Source organism: Sorangium sp. So ce406, from assembly GCF_051474675.1.
GTDB lineage: Bacteria > Myxococcota_A > Polyangia > Polyangiales > Polyangiaceae > Sorangium > Sorangium cellulosum_G.
This window is the reverse complement of sequence record NZ_CP150340.1, coordinates 11677418-11697331: the sequence shown is the minus strand read 5'-3', so window position 1 is coordinate 11697331 and position 19914 is coordinate 11677418. Positions and strand designations below refer to the sequence as shown.

General features: G+C 66.0%; 16 protein-coding genes and 1 pseudogene. 7 read left to right on the top strand and 10 right to left on the bottom strand.

Annotated elements, in window-relative coordinates; translation table 11 throughout:
• Window positions 1–60 precede the first annotated feature (60 nt).
• On the top strand, window positions 61–297 hold the full coding sequence (locus WME96_RS43980) for a hypothetical protein (protein WP_437287505.1): 237 nt from the start codon (window positions 61–63) through the stop codon (window positions 295–297).
• Here the strand turns inward: WME96_RS43980 and WME96_RS43975 are convergent.
• The 5 genes from WME96_RS43975 to WME96_RS43955 form a co-directional block, all read right to left on the bottom strand.
• The gene (locus WME96_RS43975; protein WP_437287504.1) at window positions 294–929 is read right to left on the bottom strand and encodes a hypothetical protein; all 636 of its coding nucleotides are present in this window, start codon (window positions 927–929) and stop codon (window positions 294–296) included. The genes WME96_RS43980 and WME96_RS43975 overlap by 4 nt on opposite strands.
• Before the next feature lie 179 nt (window positions 930–1108).
• On the bottom strand, window positions 1109–1645 hold the full coding sequence (locus tag WME96_RS43970; protein WP_437287503.1) for a YpsA SLOG family protein: 537 nt from the start codon (window positions 1643–1645) through the stop codon (window positions 1109–1111).
• Window positions 1646–1675: 30 nt separating this feature from the next.
• Entirely contained in the window at window positions 1676–3163 is a 1488-nt protein-coding gene (locus WME96_RS43965) for a phosphorylase family protein (RefSeq protein ID WP_437287502.1), read from the bottom strand.
• A 347-nt stretch (window positions 3164–3510) separates the two neighbouring features.
• Window positions 3511–4722, bottom strand: a complete 1212-nt coding sequence (locus WME96_RS43960; RefSeq protein WP_437287501.1) for a hypothetical protein — start codon at window positions 4720–4722, stop codon at window positions 3511–3513.
• A 1218-nt stretch (window positions 4723–5940) separates the two neighbouring features.
• Window positions 5941–6135: a hypothetical protein gene (locus tag WME96_RS43955; RefSeq protein ID WP_437287500.1), complete on the bottom strand. Its 195-nt coding sequence runs from the start codon at window positions 6133–6135 to the stop codon at window positions 5941–5943.
• A 1054-nt stretch (window positions 6136–7189) separates the two neighbouring features.
• Between WME96_RS43955 and WME96_RS43950 the strand changes: the two genes are divergently transcribed.
• Together WME96_RS43950 and WME96_RS43945 are read left to right on the top strand one after the other, a co-directional pair.
• Complete coding sequence (locus WME96_RS43950) at window positions 7190–8584, top strand: putative sensor domain DACNV-containing protein (protein ID WP_437287499.1); 1395 nt, start codon at window positions 7190–7192, stop codon at window positions 8582–8584.
• A gap of 108 nt (window positions 8585–8692) precedes the next feature.
• Window positions 8693–9848: pseudogene (locus WME96_RS43945) on the top strand (IS3 family transposase).
• A gap of 176 nt (window positions 9849–10024) precedes the next feature.
• Here WME96_RS43945 and WME96_RS43940 read toward each other — a convergent pair.
• From WME96_RS43940 to WME96_RS43925, 4 genes are all read right to left on the bottom strand, one after another.
• On the bottom strand, window positions 10025–10597 hold the full coding sequence (locus tag WME96_RS43940; RefSeq protein ID WP_437287498.1) for a sigma-70 family RNA polymerase sigma factor: 573 nt from the start codon (window positions 10595–10597) through the stop codon (window positions 10025–10027).
• A 112-nt stretch (window positions 10598–10709) separates the two neighbouring features.
• Complete coding sequence (locus tag WME96_RS43935) at window positions 10710–11249, bottom strand: RNA polymerase sigma factor (RefSeq protein ID WP_437287497.1); 540 nt, start codon at window positions 11247–11249, stop codon at window positions 10710–10712.
• Window positions 11250–11334: 85 nt separating this feature from the next.
• A complete protein-coding gene (locus tag WME96_RS43930) occupies window positions 11335–12231 on the bottom strand; it encodes a helix-turn-helix transcriptional regulator (RefSeq protein WP_437287496.1) in 897 nt (298 codons plus the stop codon).
• Between the two features lie 119 nt (window positions 12232–12350).
• Window positions 12351–13409, bottom strand: coding sequence for an RNA polymerase sigma factor (locus WME96_RS43925; protein ID WP_437287495.1), 1059 nt, complete (start codon window positions 13407–13409; stop codon window positions 12351–12353).
• Window positions 13410–13630: 221 nt separating this feature from the next.
• Here WME96_RS43925 and WME96_RS43920 point away from each other — a divergent pair, with 221 nt between their 5' ends.
• The 4 genes from WME96_RS43920 to WME96_RS43905 all read left to right on the top strand — a co-directional run bounded on the left by WME96_RS43920 (window position 13631) and on the right by WME96_RS43905 (window position 18449).
• Complete coding sequence (locus WME96_RS43920) at window positions 13631–14734, top strand: hypothetical protein (protein ID WP_437287494.1); 1104 nt, start codon at window positions 13631–13633, stop codon at window positions 14732–14734.
• A gap of 20 nt (window positions 14735–14754) precedes the next feature.
• On the top strand, window positions 14755–16380 hold the full coding sequence (locus tag WME96_RS43915) for a hypothetical protein (protein WP_437287493.1): 1626 nt from the start codon (window positions 14755–14757) through the stop codon (window positions 16378–16380).
• A 37-nt stretch (window positions 16381–16417) separates the two neighbouring features.
• Complete coding sequence (locus WME96_RS43910; protein ID WP_437287492.1) at window positions 16418–17971, top strand: hypothetical protein; 1554 nt, start codon at window positions 16418–16420, stop codon at window positions 17969–17971.
• A gap of 97 nt (window positions 17972–18068) precedes the next feature.
• Window positions 18069–18449, top strand: coding sequence for a hypothetical protein (locus tag WME96_RS43905; protein ID WP_437287491.1), 381 nt, complete (start codon window positions 18069–18071; stop codon window positions 18447–18449).
• A 45-nt stretch (window positions 18450–18494) separates the two neighbouring features.
• Here WME96_RS43905 and WME96_RS43900 read toward each other — a convergent pair whose 3' ends face one another.
• Complete coding sequence (locus WME96_RS43900; RefSeq protein WP_433934254.1) at window positions 18495–19436, bottom strand: poly(ethylene terephthalate) hydrolase family protein; 942 nt, start codon at window positions 19434–19436, stop codon at window positions 18495–18497.
• Between the last annotated feature and the right edge of the window lie 478 nt (window positions 19437–19914).

The following is a 19914-nucleotide window of genomic DNA, read 5'->3' as shown; positions in this document are numbered from 1 at the left end:
CACATCTGCCGGAGACGCTCCTCGCCGAGAGCCGACTGCTGCGCTCTGGCCAGGTGCGGCGTGCCCGTGCGCGATCGCGACGACGTGCTCCAGGCGTGCCTCATCGGCGCCGTCGTGGCCCTGCGCGACGACGTGCTCCAGGCGTGCCTCATCGGCGCCGTCGTGGCCCTGCGCGACGACGTGCTCCAGGCGTGCCTCATCGGCGCCGTCGTGGCCCTGCGCGAGGGCAGGTGCGGACGCCAGAGCGAGACCAGAAAGGCCGAACGACGGCGACCGTCAAGTGCAATGCCATGTTAGCCCCGTGCATCATCCATTTCGCATTTGGTCGACCACAATTGCCGGGTCATCTCTGCCCAGAACGATAGGAGGTCGTGCGCCAAGACCATCGTTTCACCGACGACCAGAACGTTGATGTGGCTGGTCTCAGCTAGGTGGTGGTTGGCGTCCTTGTCTTCGGGGAAACGAAACGCTTCGCCCCTCGCGTCGAGCTCGACGAAGTCCTTCAGAATTTTTTCGAAAGTGGGCACGGTCTCGCTCGACGAGAAGGCCTCGTCGCGCTCCAAAAGCGGCCGGACAAGTCTCCAGTTGTCCAGGAGCTTGTGGGTCAACTTCGGCGACGGCTCTTCGTCCCAGAGCGGTGGCAAGCGAGTGGCCAGGTACTTGATTCCCAATTCCAACGCGTGCCGGTAGGTGAAGACGAGCGGATACACCAGAAGATCGATGTAGAGCGTGTCGGCGATGATGCTCTGCACGAGCCGGTGCCCAGCACGGAAGTATCCCTGCGCATAATCGTCGAGATCGTACGGACCACCGTTCGACCCAACGCATGCGTTGAGGTGAGCGTACTCGCCCGGGCGGAAGAGGTCGTTGTGCTTGCGATTTCGAGCCCACTCGAACTTGTTGGACCACTGTTCATCCGCTGATTTCATGCATTCCCATTGACGCGGCAAGCTGGCCAATCCGAAAGACTAACGACCTGTGGCTGTGCCGCGGGTGGGTACGCGCAGCGCACCCACCTGTCGGTCACCAGCCCCTTGTTGGGCGGTCCGGGGTGGTCTTGCGGTCGCCGCCTCGTGCCCTCGCGCGACGGTCTCCACCTATATTATATTCAGCAGGCTCTTGCCTCGCTCCAGACTCGCTCCAGCAGGTCACTGATGAACACTGAGGCTCGCGCGTATATGCCGTTTGCCTCGGACTCTCTCGGTCCCGCGAAATTCAAGCGAAACTCGTTGATGGGAAATGCTTCGATCTGATTCGTGAGCCAGTGAAGAGCAGTCGCGAGTGAGTTTTCGCCATCCAAGCCGACCACGTGACACGGTCGCATGAAAATGAGGTCGGCGCAGATTTTCGTAAACAGCGTCCCTTCGGAGAATTCGAAGCGGTCGTTCAAGCGCGCGGCATCGACGATAATCAACGTGGCGTTACTGTCGCGAACGTTCCATGCAGTCCGTTGTTCGGCGGCTTGAGCTGGCGTTTGATGGAGATTGACGTATTTCTCGGTGAGCCCTGACGGATGTGGAAAATCCTCGGCACGGCCACCGAGCGGGCACCAGCCGGAATACGGAATTCTGTGTGCGATCGCCACATCCAACGCGGCTCGATCGACCCCAGTCTGTCCTCCGCTGACGATTGAAATTCGAGGCAAGGTGGGCTCCTTTCCTTCGGAACACTGCTGCTACTTCTTCGTGCCGGGATCAGTAATAAAGTACTCGCCAGAAGACTCGTGACGAGCGGCGCCACTGGCGCCACCCTCACCACTGGCGCGGTCTGCGTACAATTTCGAAATCTTTCCCGCAATAAATTTGCCTGGATTCTCATACGATGACGATCTGCCATCGAAGAATGAGCTAATGTCGAACCATACGTCCTTCTCTCGTCCACCTGACAGCCTGATCCGAATGGCATCAAAGAAAATTCGCTTCTTGGCATTGTTATCAACAGTCAGCTCGCGCGACACGAGCGTCTGCGTGACCATTGTACTGTCTGGATAGTTGTGACGGATCCATGCGTGCTCAGCTGCCACTCCAACCGGATGGGTATGCGCATGGACCTTAACCACATCAAGCATGAGACTCCTCATCATTTCGGTATATGTAGCAGTCTCTTCGCGCACCCTGAACTCAAATGGGTGGTTGTTCCCTGCCCAAATTGGCGACGTGTCTGTAGAAAATTGTACCATTGGTGGTTCGCGATTTGCAGCAGCTGCACTCGTCGGCTGCGTGGTCTCCGCTTCATCCCCGCTTACCATGCGCCCCAGCACCGCTCGCGTATACGCCGCGGCCACGACTGCTGCGTACATGTGCCAATCGTCGTTCTTGTTCTTGTCGCAATAGTCGCAGATGCCCCGCACCACCAGGTACCCTACCCCGTGCTCCCACGTCGCGTCCGCAATCCCGGACCCCTCCATCTCCACGGCCTTCGCGCCATGTTGCGTGCGCAGCCGATCCCGCCAGACCGGCTCCTTCAGCAGCACGTTCCCGGACGCGATCGGTCCCTTGAAGATGCGCGGCTGCCCGTCGGTGCGCTTCCTGTCCACCGGGTGCTCCACCCGCTCGAAAGGCTTCTGCGAGGCCAGCAGAACGTCCCGCGCCGCCTCCGGCCGGGCCGCCCCTTCGAGGTGCTTCGCACGCTCCACGTGCCCCTCCCAGGGCCTTGCTCCCGCCAGCGCGTCCGACTCCAGCAACCGCACTGCCTCCAGGAGCCGAGCATGTGGCGGCCGGGGCGAGGCGCGCACCTCCGTGACCCTGCGCGTCTTCTTCACGAAGTCGTACTGGATCACCCCCCGCTCACCCGAGACCACCACGTCGCCGAGCCGCACATGGTCGTCGGCGTGGCTGGGGCTCGGTACCCCGCCGGCGATCCCCGTCATAAGGATCGCCTCGACCTCGGGAAAGTGCGTCAGCAGCAACGTGCCGCGGGCCGCGGCGACGTTGTTGCCCATGCCAGCGAGCGCGAGGGCGACGACGTGGCATCCGCCGCCGTGCGCGGGTAGTACTCCGAGGTCGTAGACGAGCCCGGCGCCCTGGCCCGCGAATGACCAATGGTACGTGCGCTCGAACATCGCGAGCATCGCGGCGCGCTCCTCTGGCAGCGCGGTCACGATGCCCACCCTCACGCGCTTCGCCAGCGCCTCCGCCTGCTCCCGCTCCTCGCCGACCGTCATCGCGGCCGGAGGATACTCGCCCCAACCGCGGCTGGGAAGCATGCTCGCCCGTCACGCCGACGAAGACACCGTCTTTCCCCTTCCGCGTCCACGTGGGCTCAGGGGAGGCGTGCGTTCGGATGACGCCCGGCACGGCGCGCTGCCGCGCTGCCCACGGGGGCGTGTTCGTGTCGGTGGAGCCATCCCGCATGCCCACTTCGGCACGACCTCCGCCCGCCCAACGTGACCGCAATCAGCCGCGGGGCGCGCTGCCGCGCTTCGCGCGGCAGCGCGCCCCGCCGGCTGCATTGCGCAGTTGGGCGGCAGGTTGTCGCGCGTCGGAAGCCGCTCGGACTTTAAGGACACCGTCACCCAAATCGGTCGTCCGCGGAAACCGGCTCGGTCCCAAACAGTCTCTCCTCAGGCGACACAAAATAGTCATTGGTAAATGCAACAATCTCGATCCTGTCGTCATAGATGAGGTGAAGGTGGTTGAGATAGTTCAGCGAGCGAGGAAACACTCGCCAGTTGACCGGCTCCCCCTGAAACTTGAGGACCTCACCCGAGTTCAAGAGCACGATCACTCGATCATCGAATTCAAGAACGCTCCCGAAAGGAGCGACCCTGACCGCGACAAAGTCATCAAGGTCAAAGTCCTCCCGCACACGTCTTCTTTCCAAACGCTCGAAGGATGCATGTCCGTTGGAAGAGTTCCGTACCGCCTCGACCTCGCCAGATCGATATCGATAGATTTTGTCTTTTGCCCCCCACTGGATAGCGGCAGGCGAGTCGTCCGCATCAGAAGTCCCGAACAGTTCCTCGTCGGTAACCAGGCGCTCAAAGCGACGAACATATCGACGGCTACGATTCGGACCGTGCCCCCGCTCTTCACGCACTTTCCCGAAGGCTGCCACGAAGAGGGAATGCGACTGGTCGGAGCACACGATGCTTGCATAAGACCACTCGCATGTGTTACATGACCTTGCCGCGATCGAGCGAAGACCTCCACGACGCTCCTCCGAGAGGTCTAACTCGAGTAGGCCATCACTGCCCGCCGCAAAAGCGACCGTCGAATACTTGGTTGCAATATCCAGAGCGGGAGCGTCGGCAAGGCGTTGCCGTGCGCGTTGACGCGAGCGCTCGGAATTTCCGATCAACTGGTAGACACCCGAGCGTGCACCAACATAGAGGGAACCATAGTAATAGTCGGAATCGTTATGAGGAAATGGCAGCGGATTGTCTGAGCGATGCCCGATGTGCGTTCCGTCGAAAATCCAAGTCGCCGAGGCACGCTGGAGACGGCGAAACTTGTCAAGAACAATCGGCTTAACTTCGCGATCCTGAATCAGTCGACGCATGTCAGTACTGTAGAACCGATCGCTTCCGAGAAGCGCCGCTTCGGCGACCAGTTGGAGTTCCTCCTCCAGCGGTAGGGACGTCACGAACTGATTCCAGTTCAACCGAGTGATCGTGCCGTCAAGCCCGAAAAGCACGAGCGTGCCAGAATAGATTTGCGAATCCCAGTATTTGCCATGCAGGACAACGCGGACGGGCGGGAGAGTTTCGCTCACAGGCGACATGGCTGCTGCCTCCCAATCTTACGGATCTTTGCAGCCGAAAGCAGGTCCGCGCCAAGCCACATATTCAGGACGTCTTCGTGTGGAATGTCTTGCACGTTCTTTTCGGGATCCGCCGGATAACCGTGCCAAACGACTGGCGAGTTATTAACGACAAACTTGGCCACAAACAGGCGGCGGCTCCGATCGACGGCTACTCCCAGGTAGTCAATCACGTCGTTCGAAAAATGGAGCCCCCATCCTACTGCACCAAGGAGCCAGCCGTATTCGTATGATGCGCCGAAGCACTGTTGCTCTTCGGTTGGCGTAATCGTCCACTGCGAGCCTTGTGAACTATTGTTGCGATGCTTGGGGTTTACTACGTATGGCGGCGGTGGCACAGGACGCTCCTTCTCTCGAAGCCGACACTACCTAGGTGCGACTCTACGGGAAGCTCGTTCGAGCGGATCACAAGATCACGCCGCTGTCAACGCCGATGCTGAGGCGTGCGCCGGTTCGCCCCGTCTCGCCGCCGGCCCGGACCAGGAAGGCCGCCCAACGTCGCAATCAGTTGCGTCGCAGGACCTAGCGGCCGATTATAGCATATAGGCGGCGAGGCGCGGCGACAATCTCCGTATTCCCGCGAATACGGCCGCGACGCTCTGCGGCATATCTGCGTATTCCCGTGAATAGTCAGCGACTTCCACGACCTATCTGCGCATCTCCGAAGATAGGCCGCCGCTGCGGAGACCCGGCAGGGGCGTGGCATCGGCAACCCCGCGGATCCTGCTACCTCAAGGACTCGATGCGCCTTCAGGACGGGCCCCCCCGCCCGTTTGCTGTCCGTTCCGCAGACCAGCCCGCCGGCCGCATCATCTGGCTTGCCATCCGGGGGACGACCCGCTCGAGATCATGCAGCGCGCCGGTTACGCCGGGTGTCCAGGCGACGCAGGGCTACATCCGCGAGGCCGAGGGGACCACGCGGGACTTGGCGACGTCTTCCCGCCGGTGCCGCTCTCGCTCTGGGAGGGCGGTGTCTCGTCTGGGAGTCGTCCGCACGGCGCGCAAGCGCGCGAAATCATGGTGAAGGCGCGGGGAATCGAACCCGATGCAAGACGCGCCGGACGCCGGAGCTGCGAAGATCGCCCTCGGCGCTGGGTCCGGGGCTCCGCGGGTCAGGATGCGAGATCTGGGCCGAGCCGGCGACCTATGCGTTCCCGCAGTCAACGGAACGGGCGGCCTTCAGCCCAGCCGCTCCCGCTCCCAGCGCACCTGGTCCGCGATGGCGGCGTCCGCGGTACGCACGCCCTCGACGAAGAGCTCTGCGTGGGCGGGGTTGTCCAGGTTGAGGCCGAGCCGGAGCAGCAGGGTGCGGTCGCGCTGCGGGACGGAACAGAGGATCTCGGCAGCTGAGCAGGGATAGCGAGCGGGACGCACGCTGCGAGTGTACCAGAGGAGCGGTCGGATGGTGCGACCGAGCGGCTGGCTCTCGCATGAGCCGCGAACTTGGTGCGGCCGGCGTCGGGGCGAACATCGATCTCCACCCGGTGCCCTTCCTCAGGCACCGACGTCGCTGTGAAGGCGACCCCGACGGCGGGCTCACCGCTGCCTCCGCCACCGGTGCCGCCCGGGCTGCGGCCGTGCCGTGGTGCCGCGGAGGGCTGGTGCCGCGGAGGGCCAGAGCCGCCGTGTGGTGCACGGAGCTCGGCGGGCGCGCTGAGGGGTCGCAAAGGTGAGAGATGCTGCGCGTGATGCCCGAGGATGCGCCTTCTCGGGCGTCAGCGGCTCCGCAGGGTAGCCGAGCCTACTGTTTGAGGCGCTTCGACCTGGAGGAGGTGATCCGCGACGCGGTCCACCCGACCGAGCTCACGTTGCCAGCGAATCGACGCCGCCGTCTGCCTGGTTGAGTACGCGGGGGGCGGGGCTGCGGAGATCAAGGGCACGCCGGGCGCTCCGCGGGAGCGGCTGCGGCCACACATGATGGACTCACGCGAGCTCGGGATCGCGCCGGCGTCGCGCTGCTTGGCGCCGAAGCAGACGGCGGTTGCGGGGTCGAGGTAGGCGCCGGCGCGCGCGGAGCCGTCGCCAGCGTCGGGGTTCATCCGGATGACCTCGCGCGCGAAGTCGGCACGGCGCGCATCGGCCAGCTGGCGCCCGTTCTGGGCGGCGTATATGCCGCTCGAGCAGACAGGCCGCAGGATCGAGATCCGCGACCGCTCCGCGCGCGCGGGTCGAGGTGGACGCCGACGAGATCGGGGCCGTGGATGTCCGTGTGCTCAAGCGCGTCGGGCCAGGTCGTCACTCGTTGCGAGCGCTGGCGCCCAAGCCGCGCGTGGTCGCGGCACTGCAGAATCGTGAGGCACGCGGCCCGCCCTTGTCGCGCGGGCGACGATGGTCGAAGACCCGCGGCTGCGCAGCGGCGTGGTCGAGCTCTTGATCCCTCAGTTCTCCCGCTCCGCTCGCCGGCGTATGGCGCGGTGTAATCGAGGTGATGGCGCTCCTGGGCGATCTGCAACGCATGCGCGAGGTGATCGGCTTAGGCGCGGCTCAGCAGCTCGACGACCCCGAGAGGCCGCCGGGGCAACGGTACACCTGGACCGCGCGAAGCGCGGCCCGGCGCCCCGCAGCATACCCGCAGACGTTGGACCGCAACCAGACGCGTCCCGTCTCCGTTTCACTTGGCCGGAGGCGAATCCTCAACCTGCTGGCTGGATTTCTGATACACATATCCGATCGCGGCAGCGAGCGTTGTTCTCCACGTTGTGCAGCGCAATCTACAACAACACACTTCGGAGCGAACGAGCTTGTGACAACTCTCTTCCGGTACCCCCACGAGGTAGTTCTCGACTTTGTGCGCGCATGGGAGCGTTCGACGCGGGGCGTTGCTGTTCCGACTGAGGGCATGTTGCGGAACTTGCTCGAGACCCTCTACCACGCTTCCTTGGCGACCGACGAAGGACGTCCAGTACGCCTCGCGGTTTGCTTCAGCCGTCCACAGTTGCGACCTACGGAGCTTTCGTTTGTTCGACGGCGACAATTCGATGTCGCAGAGCTTGCGCGCCTCGCGCCCATCCTGCATGAACGAGATGTAGCGGTGGGCATCGCCCAGTATGCTGGCCAATGGGAGATCTGGGGGATCGACTTTGCTGCGTGCTTTGGTCCGGTATTCCGATCGAGTGAGCCAGGGTCAATTGCCTTCTATAGCGACGGTAAACCCGTCCTTCAGTTCGTTCGTGGTCAATTTCTGGAAGCCGCGGTTAACATTGAATCTATAGGCCAAATGTTCGAGTCGGCGGTGGAGAACTTAATTGGCGATGTGGACCTGGGGAAGTACCATGGTGTCATAGATCCCAAGTTTTACTACGCGGAACCCATGTATGATCTGCTGACGAGGCTGGCGGCCGGCGGGCATGGGGCCGCACTCATTGTCGTTCCTGGTCCGACGGATGCTTCTGAGCATGCGCCATGGTGCGACCTTGTGAATATTAAGTACCCGCTCGTCCACCATAGTCTTTGGCCCTGGCTGAGGATGTCCACGAGAGAGCTCACGGTGCTGAGCCCAAGTATCGAAGTCGCCGACGCGAGACGAGTCGTCAAGGCATGGCCGGCGCACGTCTCTTCCCTCGCAGAGGTGGATGGCGCTCTCTTGATGGATGACCACTATGGTCTAATTGGCTTCGGCGTCGAGATTGTTGCGCGTTCTGAGGTCACTCAAGTTCGGCTAGCAGATGGTAGAAAAGCCCAGATTGACGGCTACGGCACGCGACACAGGTCAGCGATCCGTCTCTGTGATGCCTACCCCGGAGCTGTTTCCTTTGTTTGCTCGCAGGATGGTGGCGTGAAGGCGATCCGGCGCGTCGGTCGCGATGTGGAACTCACGGTATGAATCCGGGCACACGCGCATTCGGCCCTTCACCGCCACACGCGGGCGGCGAGGCTGTCGCTGGTCCTCCCTCGCTTCCGCGGACACCCCCGATGGCACCAGGAGGCAGGGATGGGACGGAGAAAGAGGAGGGAGTTCACGCCCGAGTTCAAGGCGGAGGCGGTACGGCTGGCGAAGGCAGGCGACCGGAGCATCGGCCAGGTAGCGAAGGACCTCGACCTGACCGAGACGGCGCTGCGCGACTGGATCAAGCGCGCAGACATCGACGCGAGCCACGGTCCGCCGGGAGCGCTGACGACGCCGGAGCGTGAGGAACTGCAGCGGCTGCGCCGCGATGTGAAGCGCTGGAGATGGAGCGCGACATCTTAAAAAAACGCGGCGGCCTTCTTGGCGAAGGAGAGCGAGTGAGGTTTGAGTTCATCGACGCGGAGAAGGCGCACTACCCGGTGCTGGTGCTGTGCGCGGTGTTGCAGGTCACGCGCAGCGGCTATTACGCATGGGCCAGTCGCTCGGTGTCCGCGCGGGCCAACGCCGATGCCCAGCTCAGCGCCCAGATTCGGGCCGTGCACAACAAGAGCCGGGGCAGATACGGCAGCCCGCGCATCCACGCCGAACTGCGGGCTCGCGGCATCCGTGTCGGAAAAAAGCGGGTCGCACGGCTGATGCGCGCGGAGCGGCTAGCGGCACGCAGCAAGCGGCGCTTCCGCCGCACCACCAACTCGCGACACAACGGCCCGATCGCGCCGAACGTGATCGCGCGGCAGTTCGAGGCCCAAGCCCCCAACCAGGACTGGGTGACCGACGTGACATACATCCCCACCGGCGAAGGCTGGCTGTACCTGGCCGTGTTTTCGCGCCGCGTGGTCGGCTGGTCCGCGAGCTCGACCAACGATCGCGCCCTGGCGCTCGCCGCGCTGACGCCCGCCTTGAGAGCGCGCCGTCCAGCGCCTGGGCTGGTGCACCACTCGGACCGCGGTGGCCCCTACGCCAGCGACGACTACCGCGGGGTGCTCGGGGCGCATGGGCTCATCGCGAGCATGAGCCGCGCCGGCGACTGCTGGGACAACGCCGTGGCCGAGAGCTTCTTTGCGACGCTGAATGCGGAGCTGGTCGAGCACGAGCGCTACCCGACGCGAGCGACGCCGTCGCCGCGATCGGCGACTACATTGAGAACTTGTAAAACCTGAAACGACGGCATTCACGGCTCGCCTACATGAGCCCGATCGAGTTCGAATTGAAGACCTACGTGACCGCGTCCGCGGCATAGTGAAGCTGTCCGCGGAAGCGGGGGAGGACCACTCTCGCTTGACGCGCTGGCGGTGCCTGCTCCGATAGGCGACACCTTGGTGCCCCCTTTGAGCCTAATAAGAGCGCCAATCAGTTGCTCTGCCTCATGGTCGTCCAACTCGCGCCGGAAGTGCACGGCCAGGCCTTCGACGCTCATTAGACCGTCACTCCGTACGTGGATATTTCTCTGGCTTCCCGAAGCCTAATCGCGTCACGTAGCGCATCGATGGCCTTTGCACGTCGCTTGTAGAGCGTCGAGAGAGGGAGCCCTGCGTCTTCGGCTATCTTGGCCATAGAGACTCCGTTCAGATCGTGCGCTACGAGCACAAAGCGCAGCTCCGGATCGAGCTCATTCACTGCGTCGATGGTGCTGCTCCTGATGCCGTCGCACTCCATCACAGCGGCAGCGTCCGGCGCTGGATCGAGCACTTCGATCAAATCGACCAACTCTTCCGTGCGGTGCTGCGCCCGCTCGTGGTAGTGCGAGGCAACGTGTACGGTGATCGCGTTCAACCAGCGTTCCGGCCTGCCGCGCTTCGGATCGAACCTGGGCCAGCTCTCCCAGGCGTTGAGCCAGACTTGACCTGCGACGTCGCCACGATGGCACAGCGGGACCCCCAGCCTCCCCAGCCAGCGCAGCACGGCACGAACCAGCGTCGGGGAAAACAGGCGCGCGTGCGCGGCAACGCAGTCGTCTTCGCACTCGTTTTCATTCGGCGGACGACACATGGATTCACCCCCCCCGGGTAATCTCCCGTCCTATGATGATGGCTCGCCAGCGCACGTGGGCGGCACCGGTCAGCGGTCTTCCCCGCAGATGGTCCGCTACCAAACGGAGGCGTCAGCTGTAGCTGTTCAGCGGCCGGATTGGTGCCATCCTCGCCAGCATGCTCCTGAGGGCGAGCAGCGTCGGAGCCTCCTTCAAGCGGAGCGCTCTTCGCAGTTGCTTTCTTCCACGCTGCAAGCGATTCTGGATTGTGTTGGGATTCTGGGCATGCTCGGCCGCTATTTCCGCAGCAGTGTACCCCAAAGCGGAATCCGCCACGGCGTCTCGCAGAGGCGGCTCGATCCGTTCCAAACCGCGGAGGCTGAGCCGCGCCTCCACCTGTTCGGATGGCGGCGGCATGTAGCCATCCATCGCCGGATGCGTGTACGATGCGCGGCCTTTTTCCCACTGGTGCTGGTGTTCCCTGTAGTGCGTTGTGTGGTGCCATGTGACCACGAACAGCCAGCGCCTCACCGCCGTCTTTACCGGCAGGCACTCGCTCGCATGGAACCCGCCTGCCTCGACGGTTCGCCAAGCAGAGAGAAGAATCTCCTGCATTACGTCCGAACGGTCGCACTCTGGAACGTTGAGTCGGCGCAGGTTGTCCCTGATCATGGAACTGTTTCGCACGATGTCTTCGAATGGAACGCGTGTCCCCGATCGCATGCCCATTTCCTCTGAACGCGAGGGGCAGCCGCGCTCACCCATGGCTCCCTACTCCTGGAAGTGTCGTGTTCAGCGACGAGCGCTCGACGTCCTCGCAATCCGATCCGCGTACCGGGCTGGACCCTCCTTCGTCGCGCCGTAGCGGGAAGCTCGTCAGCGTGGCCGCGCGACGGGCGAGCTCGGCGCCCGGCTCGGCGCGAGCAGGCAGCGGCGACCGCAGCCGCGGCTGTGGAGGCGGCGGGAGCTTCGCCCGCGGGCTCCTGGCCGCAAGCTCGGGAGACGTGACCACGAGCGGAGGAACGTCGAGCGCGCGAGGAGGTATCGTGGGCGGAGTCGGCGGCACCGGGCTCGGCGCCGGTAACGACGCTGGACGCGCCGAGCTCTCGCGCTTGGTGACGGGCTCGCCGAGCTGGATCACCACGGCCTCCTCTGCGTCCGACCGGTAGTCGTCGTGCAACCGCCACAGGCGCTCCCAGTACCGCGCCGGCGCGCCCGTGAAGGCTTCCAGCTGCCGCGCGAGGCCGGGCGTTATCGACAGGTCGCTCCGCAGCAGCCGCTCCACCTCCCTCGGCTCGAGCCCCGTGCTCTCGGCCAGTTTTCTCTTCCACGAAGGGATCGTCGCGCAGAACGATTCGAGGACCCTGCCTGGCCAGGGGACCGGGCGCGTGCGGGCGTCTGTCAGCTCTGCGAGCGCGGCGTCGACATGACAATCCAGAAGGCGCCGGTATCGGTCCCGCTCCTCCGCTGCCTGCTCCTTCGCATCGGTGAGGGCCGACGTCTCGTCATCATGCGCGTGCTCGCGTGCCTCGCGAAGCCCGCGTTCGCGTCCCAGCGCTTCACGCGCCGTGATCGCGAAACCGATTGCGACGCAGGATATCATCGCGAGCCCGAGCGGCGAGACGAGCCACATCGCAGTCAGCATGTCCTCCATGAGTATCTCCTCCTTGACGTGAGCATTCCTGTCCGACGCAAGGCGGATCTCGGCCTTGTGCCGCCCGATGACAGCACCGTCCTCCCCGCTTGCGTAGCTGTCGCTGGACAGCCGACGGGTCAGCGAATTTGTATCAGGAGCGCTTCACGCTCCGCAGCGAGCGGCCCTTGCGGGAACTCCCGTGCATGCGTCTCGAGCAATCGTCGCGCCTCGGCATCTGCGACTGCGCTATGGACCTCGATGGCCCTTCGGGCCTCGTCGATGAGGCCCTGCTCGCGCTCGGTGACGGCTGGGACCACGGCGCGGACGGGGAGCGAGGTACGACGAACCGGCGCGCCTGACGGAGCAGGCACTCGTGCGCCTCGGTCCTGCGCCTGCTGCGCGGTATCCTGCGCGGCCGTCGCGGCCGCCGCGCGCATCGGGAGTTGGGCCGGTGGCTGCGCGATCTCCTCCTCGGCCGGTGCGGGCGCAGGAGCGCGCTCCACCGCCGCCCGCAACCACGACTCCGGGCTGAACGAGTCCGGCAACGTCGCGATGACGGCGCCGGTCAGCACGACGACCGCCCCCTGCACCAGGATCTTGATGCCCAGGCGGCCGAGCTTGATCAGCCACCCCTCGCGGTCGCGCAGATCGAAGGCGAACGGGACGCATGGAGCGTCGTCCCATCCGCGCGAGCGTTGCCGCGCCTTCCAGCGCTCTACGGCCGCGGCGAGGTCCTCGAGCGCTCGGCGGTATTGTGTCCTCACCGTCTTCGGGTTGAGCCCCAGCTCGGAGGCGATCTCGACGAGCGGCACCTCCTCGATCCCGTGCTTGATCAAGACGTCGCGGTACTTGGGGTCGACCTGGTTGATCAGGTAGCGGATGAGCTCTTCCCGCTGCTGCCTGCGGAGCATCTCTTCCGGAGTCGGGCACTCCGCCCGAAAGTCGTGGTCGTCGAACGAGGTCAGGACCTCCCCCCGACGGCGTTCGTTCCGGACGTGGTTCCGCGCCTGGTTCAGGACGATGGTGGCACCGTAGGACGCTCGGGCCTCCCCGAGCTCGACCCGCAGATCCGCTTCGAGTCCACGCAGCAAGGCGTCCTGCGCGAGGTCCTCCGCGTGTCGCGCAGGGACCCCGCAACGCCGCGCGAGGCGCCGGAAGAACTCGAAGGCGGTAGGGGTGCTGCCTGGCTCGCCCATCACCGGTAGAACACCTGAACCGTCTGCAGGGCTTCAAGAAAATGCAGGGCGGCTCCAGGGCCGGTCGGAGAAAGTGCGACATGTGGGTCCGCGCTACGCGGCAGCACGAGCAGCGATGGCCGCATTCCCTGTTCGGGCGGAGTTTTTCTCCTCCGATCGGCCCGGTCATGCCAGTTTCAGCGCCGTTGACGCGCCACGGCTGGCGTAAGTACTGTCTCTGCGTGCGTTTCGTTGCGCAATCGCTCTGGATATGCCTGACGCTCGGCGTCGCGATCGGCACTACGCATCCGGTTCGTGCGGAGGAACGCAATCCGGTCCCCGCACGAAATGACGGCTCGATCGTAAAGGACCATCTTCGCCACGCCCGACGAGCTCGGGCATCGGGAAAGTGGACCGAGGCACACGCCGCCTACAAGGCGGCTTTCGAGGCGATCGACGCGACATCTGTTACAGAGAGAGAATCCGCTGAGGTCGCTGGAGAGCTGGGCCTCTGCGAGCTCAAGTTACGCAAGTTCCGTGACGCAGCGGAGCACCTGGCTTGGAGCCTTGAGCGGCGCAAGGCCCTTTCTCCTGACCAGCAAAAAGGATTCGCGGACGGACTGGCCAAGGCCGTTCAGTTCGTCGCGACGCTCTATCTGTCGGTAGATCCGCCGGATGCCGAGGTGCTCGTCGACGGCAAGCCCATCGGTCGACCCAGGCGGACCTACACCCTGTTCTTCGAGCCTGGCAAGCACATGGTGCGGGCCCGAGCACCGGGCCGTGAGGAAGGATCCCAGACGCTGGACGCGCAGGCGGCGACGGAGCCGACCATGACGATACAGTTGCCGCGCGCGGCCGTGAGCAGCGCCAAGGAGGGCGCACCCGCAGCACCGAAAACCGCGAGCGCACCGCCCGCTCTGCGCCCGCCCGGTCCCGGGCAGCCGGCATCGTGGCCGACGACGCTGCGAATCGCCGGGATCGCCGTCACGACGGCCACCTTGTCCGCGGGCAGCCTGCTCATGATCCGGGCCACCAGTCTTGACGGCGATCTGAGCGAACGGCGCGACGGGCTCAACGGCGGTGCGACGGCGAGCGGGTCCAGGTGCTGGCAAGCAGCGGACCGCCCGGCGTGCGCTGACCTGCTCCGCCTCCGAGACGAGCGCAACCTGTCCGCGGGCGTGGGCACGGCCATGCTCATTGCCGGCGGTGTGATCGGGGCAGCGACCGCCGCCTCGTTCTTCACGGACTTCTCCTTCCTGGGGCTCACGCCGGCTGAGGATCGGATCCACGCCTCGCCCGTGGCGACCGGGCGAGAGATCGGCGTGATGGTCGAGGGGCTGTGGTGAGGACATCGGGGGCCGAGCCGATGCGTTCGAAGGAAGGCCGGCGCGTGGCGACATCCGTCGTCGCCGTCGCGATCTTCATGTGCGGCGCGAGCATGCTCACGGGGTGCCCGTACTCCGACCCTTGCTGGGAGGTCGAGGCGTGCGAACCCGATCCGGTGCCTCCGCCCGGTCCGTGCGAGGGAGAGCCCGGCACGGCGCCGGCGCTGGATGAGTGCGGGGTGTTCGTCAGCCCGTTGTCGGGTGATGACAGGAGCCCTGGCACGAAGGACGCGCCGGTGAAGACCTTGCAACACGCGATCGGGCTCGCCGCGCACGGGCGAAGCCGCGGCGAGGAGCCGACCCGGCGCGTGTACGCGTGCGGCGGGGCGTTCAAGGAGACGATCACGCTGCCGTCGGGGGTCGAGCTCTGGGGTGGCCGTCGGTGCGACGGCGGGGATTGGTCGTACGAGGGGTCATTCGGCGGGCCGGATCACCCGACGACCATCGCTCCGCCGAGAGGGATCCCGCTGCGGGTGATCGCGGGAGAAGAAGAGGCCGCGACGTCAACGGTCTTCGGCATGCGCGTCGTGGCGGCGGACGCATCGGCGCCTGATGGCAAGTCGTCGATCGCGGTGATTCTGAGCACGGGAGCCAGGGCGATGCTGCAGGACAGCGAGATCGTCGCGGGCGACGGCAAGGACGGGGAGCCGGGCGAGGACGCGGACACCGAGCGGGCGAAGGACGGTGTCGTAGGGAACAACGGCGCGAACGCGTGTACTGCAGACGCCGCCGTGGGCGCCCTGCCGGTGGTCACCGTGTGCGACGACGGCATCGAGTCGACGGGCGGTTACGGCGGCGACGGCGGACTCGACGCCGGCGGCGATGGCGCACCGGGACAGCCGGCGCTCGCGGAGCATCCCGAGCGCGACAGCGACGCGGGGCTCGGTGCGGATCAAACGCGATGCGAGGACGGGGGCGATGGCGCAGACGGCGCAGACGGTGGCCGTGCGGATGGCGCTTTGGGTCCAGGCTTCCTCAGCGACGACGGATGGCGCGGTGTCCGTGGTGAGGACGGGACGAAGGGCGGCGTCGGCTACGGCGGCGGCGGCGGTGGCGGCAGCAAGTCGCGCGGGGAAATGTTCGCGTGCCCCGCACGTCTCCCCCAGAGTGGTGCGGCCGGCGGCTCGGGGGGAAGCGGGGGCTGCGGCGGCAAGGGAGGTAAGGGCGGCGGCTATGGCGGCGCGAGCATCGGTATCATAGCGCTGGAGGGCGCTGCCCTGACCGTCGCCAATACCAACGTGTTGACCGGCAAGGGCGGCCAGGGCGGGGTCGGCGGCACGGGCCAACCAGGCGGCGCTGGGCAGCCCGGCGCCCACGGGGGCTTGGGTTATGGTCATAACGGTATGTGGGACGCGTGCAAGGGCGGCAGGGGAGGCAACGGCGGTCGCGGCGGCGACGCCGGCGGCGGGCTGGGCGGCGCGTCCGTCGGCATCGCCTACGTGGTGCCCAACTTCGCCATTCGACCCGGGACCACCATGGTTATCGGGGACCCCGGTACTGGCGGCCCCGCCGGGAACGCCGGCACGGAGGACGAGGTGGGCAAAGGGGAAAACGGCCCACAAGGTCAACTGGTCGCCTTCCCCGCGGCAGGCGAGCCGAGCCATTGAATCGCGCCGCGCGACACGCGGCCATCGAGGGATGCCCATGAACCTGAATTCCGCGATCCTCCTCGTCGTTGCTCTGCCGCTCGCCTCGGCCGGCTGCGGGACTGCACCGGGGGTGGACGACCCGAACGGTGTGCCGCCGTGCGACGGACCCTCGGCGTGTGGAGGCGATCCGGTCCCCGAGTCCGTCTGCCTGGAGCAGCTCGCGAAGGATCAGCTGGTCGACGGCTGCGGCGTCTTCGTCAACCATCCGTTTTTCGGCGGTGACGACGCGAACCCCGGCACGAAGGACAGGCCGGTCCAGTCCCTCCAGCGCGGCATCGAGCTTGCGCGCACCGGGCGCGGTCGCGTGTTCGTCGCGAGCGACGGCTACGAGGAGTCCATCACGCTCCCCTCCGGGGTGGATATCTACGGAGGCTTCAATGTCGTCGATTGGAAACCGCTGAGGGAGACTCCACGCCCGTCGCAGGGCATGAGCAAAGTCCTTCCCTCGGTCGGGCAGATCGCGCTGATCGTCGAGCCGGCCCGCGCCGGCGACACGGGGGCGGCGGACGGGGTCTCGATCATCGATCACATGTCCCTCCGCAGCCAAATGCATGTCGGGATCATCGTTCGATCGGGCACCGCGGTGGAGATCGTCGGAAGCTGGATCGAAGCCGACTACGGATTGGGGGGCCACGATGGGGACAAATGGCAGAGCCGGGCAGCGTCGGGGCCGGACGGGCAGTATGGGGGAGACGCGTGCTCCGCAGCGACGGTCCCGGGTGGGGCTCGGGCGGTGAACTCCTGCGAGGGAGGGATCCCGAGCGTCGGTGGCAAGGGGGGCGACGGGCTCGCCGACGGCGCCGGAGATGGGGAGGACGGCGAGCCCGTACCCGAGCCGAACCCACACATCGAGGGGGATGGAGGACCTGGCGACCGGGCAGACGGTGGTTGTTACAGCGGCACCACCGGGAAAAGCGGCATGTGGGGCGCCGCCGGCGCACCGGGCAAGGGCCGCGGGCGGCTCGATGAGACCGGATGGTACGGCGATTGGGCCGGCGACGGCGCCCGGGGGATGCCGGGCCAAGGCGGCGGCGGTGGCGGCGGGCGTCGCGGTGGGCTCGCGGTGTGCGGCGTGGCCACGAAGGGCGGCGCCGGCGGCGGCTCCGGAGGCGCGGGCGGTTGCGGGGGGCGGGGCGGCCGAGGGGGCGGGAACGCCCAGCCGAGCATCGGCATCCTGGCGCTCCACGCGAAGGTGACGGTGCGCGACAGCTTCATCATCAGCAACGACGGGGGCCAAGGCGGCGACGGCGGGGAGCCGGAGGAAGGCGGCAAAGCCGGCCGAGGCGCTCCAGGAGGGGCCTTGGGGGACGGCATGTGGTCCTGCCACGGTGGCAGCGGCGGCCCCGGAGGCGACGGCGGCTACGGCGGCCCCGGGCGCGGCGGCGACTCGATCGGCATCGCCTACCTCGATGAGGACCAGCTCACGCTGGAGGGGGTCACCTTCGAGATCGGGCTGCCGGGCCCAGGCGGAACGAGCTGGGATTGGTCTGGCGAGGAGATCACGGGGGAGGACGGCATCGCTGTCGAGACGCTGCGCTTCCCTGAGTAGGGTCGACGGGGAGGCTCTGTGAACCGGTACCGATAGCGCGTTAGCGGCGACGCGCCCGGGCCCACGCGACAGCGCACGTGAGCCTGATGTCAGCAAGGTGGACGGTCGCGCCGAGCTCCAGGAATCTCACGCCAGGCCGCGGCGCCGAGCCCATGGCTTTCAAGCGGCGCACGTCGACGAGAGCCTGCTGAGCGCGTTCCCGCGCAGCGTCATTCCAGAGGAGCGGCGGCGGCGAGTCTACTGGAACGGCGCGCTCGCGCGCGCGGAGGTGAGCTCCAGCTACAAGCCGGCGCGCAAGCTATGGCGTCGCGAGCGACAAGGCCACTACATGCCCAGCACGGTCGGCGTGCGAGTCGCCGGCGAAGCGGGCAAGCCGGACACCTACGTGCCGCTCGATCGCCTGCTAGGTTGCGACATCCTCGAAGAACAGGGCGCGCCAGACGCAGCCAGCCGGGCTCATGTCACGAGCCCGTCCTGAAACGTGATGCTGCCGAGCACGAACGTCTGCTCGGTGTACCGCCTGTCACTCGTTCCAGTTCTTCCACTCGTCCCAATTCTTGGACTGAGTCTGCCACACGCCCGTGTTGTTGTAGTCGCCACCGTCTTTGAGGAACGCGTCCTTGCGGGAGTTCTCCCCGCCGAGGTGCCAACGCATCCACGCAACGTTCGCTCCGGCGCCGTCCCAAGGCCCCGAGCCGTGACCACCGCCCTTCATCTTGCCGAGCCAGACTGGCCCCTTGTTGCCGGCGTTGTTGAAGTCACCCTCGGCGTTGGGCGCCTCTTGACCCGTTTCACCGTAGATGATGCCGACAGGGATCTTGAGATTGACGAGGGCGTTGTGCTCGAAGGAGCCGCTGTTGTCGAGCAACGCGGTGGAGACGCGCTCATCGGTTTGAGCAGCCGCTTCCGACGACAGCCCGCCCATCGAGTGCCCGAACACACCAACGCGGTCGAGGATCAAGCGGCCGTACATGGGGCTGTTCTCATCGGCGTCCTGAGCCTCCAGCCAATCGATCGCCGCCGACATGAGCACGGCGTCGCCCGTCGACTCTCGAATACCGACGAGGACGAAGCCGTGCGAGGCCATGCGCGTCAGCAGCTGTAGGTAGTCGCGAGGAGGGGTACCTCCGCCCGGACCCCAAATGGCCACCGGGTGCTTCTTGTTGGGCTCGGTGGTGAGCGTCGTCGGCCTGACGAGAATGTGGCCACCGCCGCTGAACGAGAGGTCCTGAACCGTCGTCTCGAGCGGTCCGTTAGCGTTCACATTGTCACCCGCCAGCACCACTTCGGGCCGATTGACCTGGCCGCCGCTACCGCCCGCGCCCGAGTCGCTGCCTCCGGAGCTCGTGCCGGTGCCTGCGGACCCCGCAGTGGTACCACCCGAGCTGTTGCCAGCGGCCTCGCCCGTGCCGCCCGCTCCGGCGGGGTCAGCGCCGCCGCCAGAGCTGGTATCGGTTCCGCCCAAGCCCGCGGCACCCGAGCTCGAACCGCTCGCCCCTGGGCTGTAGCCGTCGCCGGGAGCGGACTCGCTCGAGCAAGCAAGAACTAGAATGAGAACAGAAGGAGCTAGTTGCCTCATGGGATACCTCCGAGCTCCGAGCGCGCTTTCTTGACGACGGCCCTCAGGCCAACCTGCTACCGGAGCGGAAAAATCCGAACGACTCGCTGCTGTGCGGCGGCTGCGATGTGAACGCACACATGACCCGATTCCGCTACGAAGTCCACCTATTCCGCTGCCGCGCGATTGTTCAAACCGCGCTAAACTCGAGGACTTCGGCCGGACGGCTCTAGCGCCCGACGGCGGGAGTATCGTCACCTCGTGAGCCTGACCGAGCCGACGCCGGCTGGGAAGCGGACCCCTGTGCGGCAGGCGAAGAAACCTCGCCAAGCCTTGTCTTTGCCTGACGATTTGCCAATCTGCTGCAGACGCCCGCCCGAAGCGA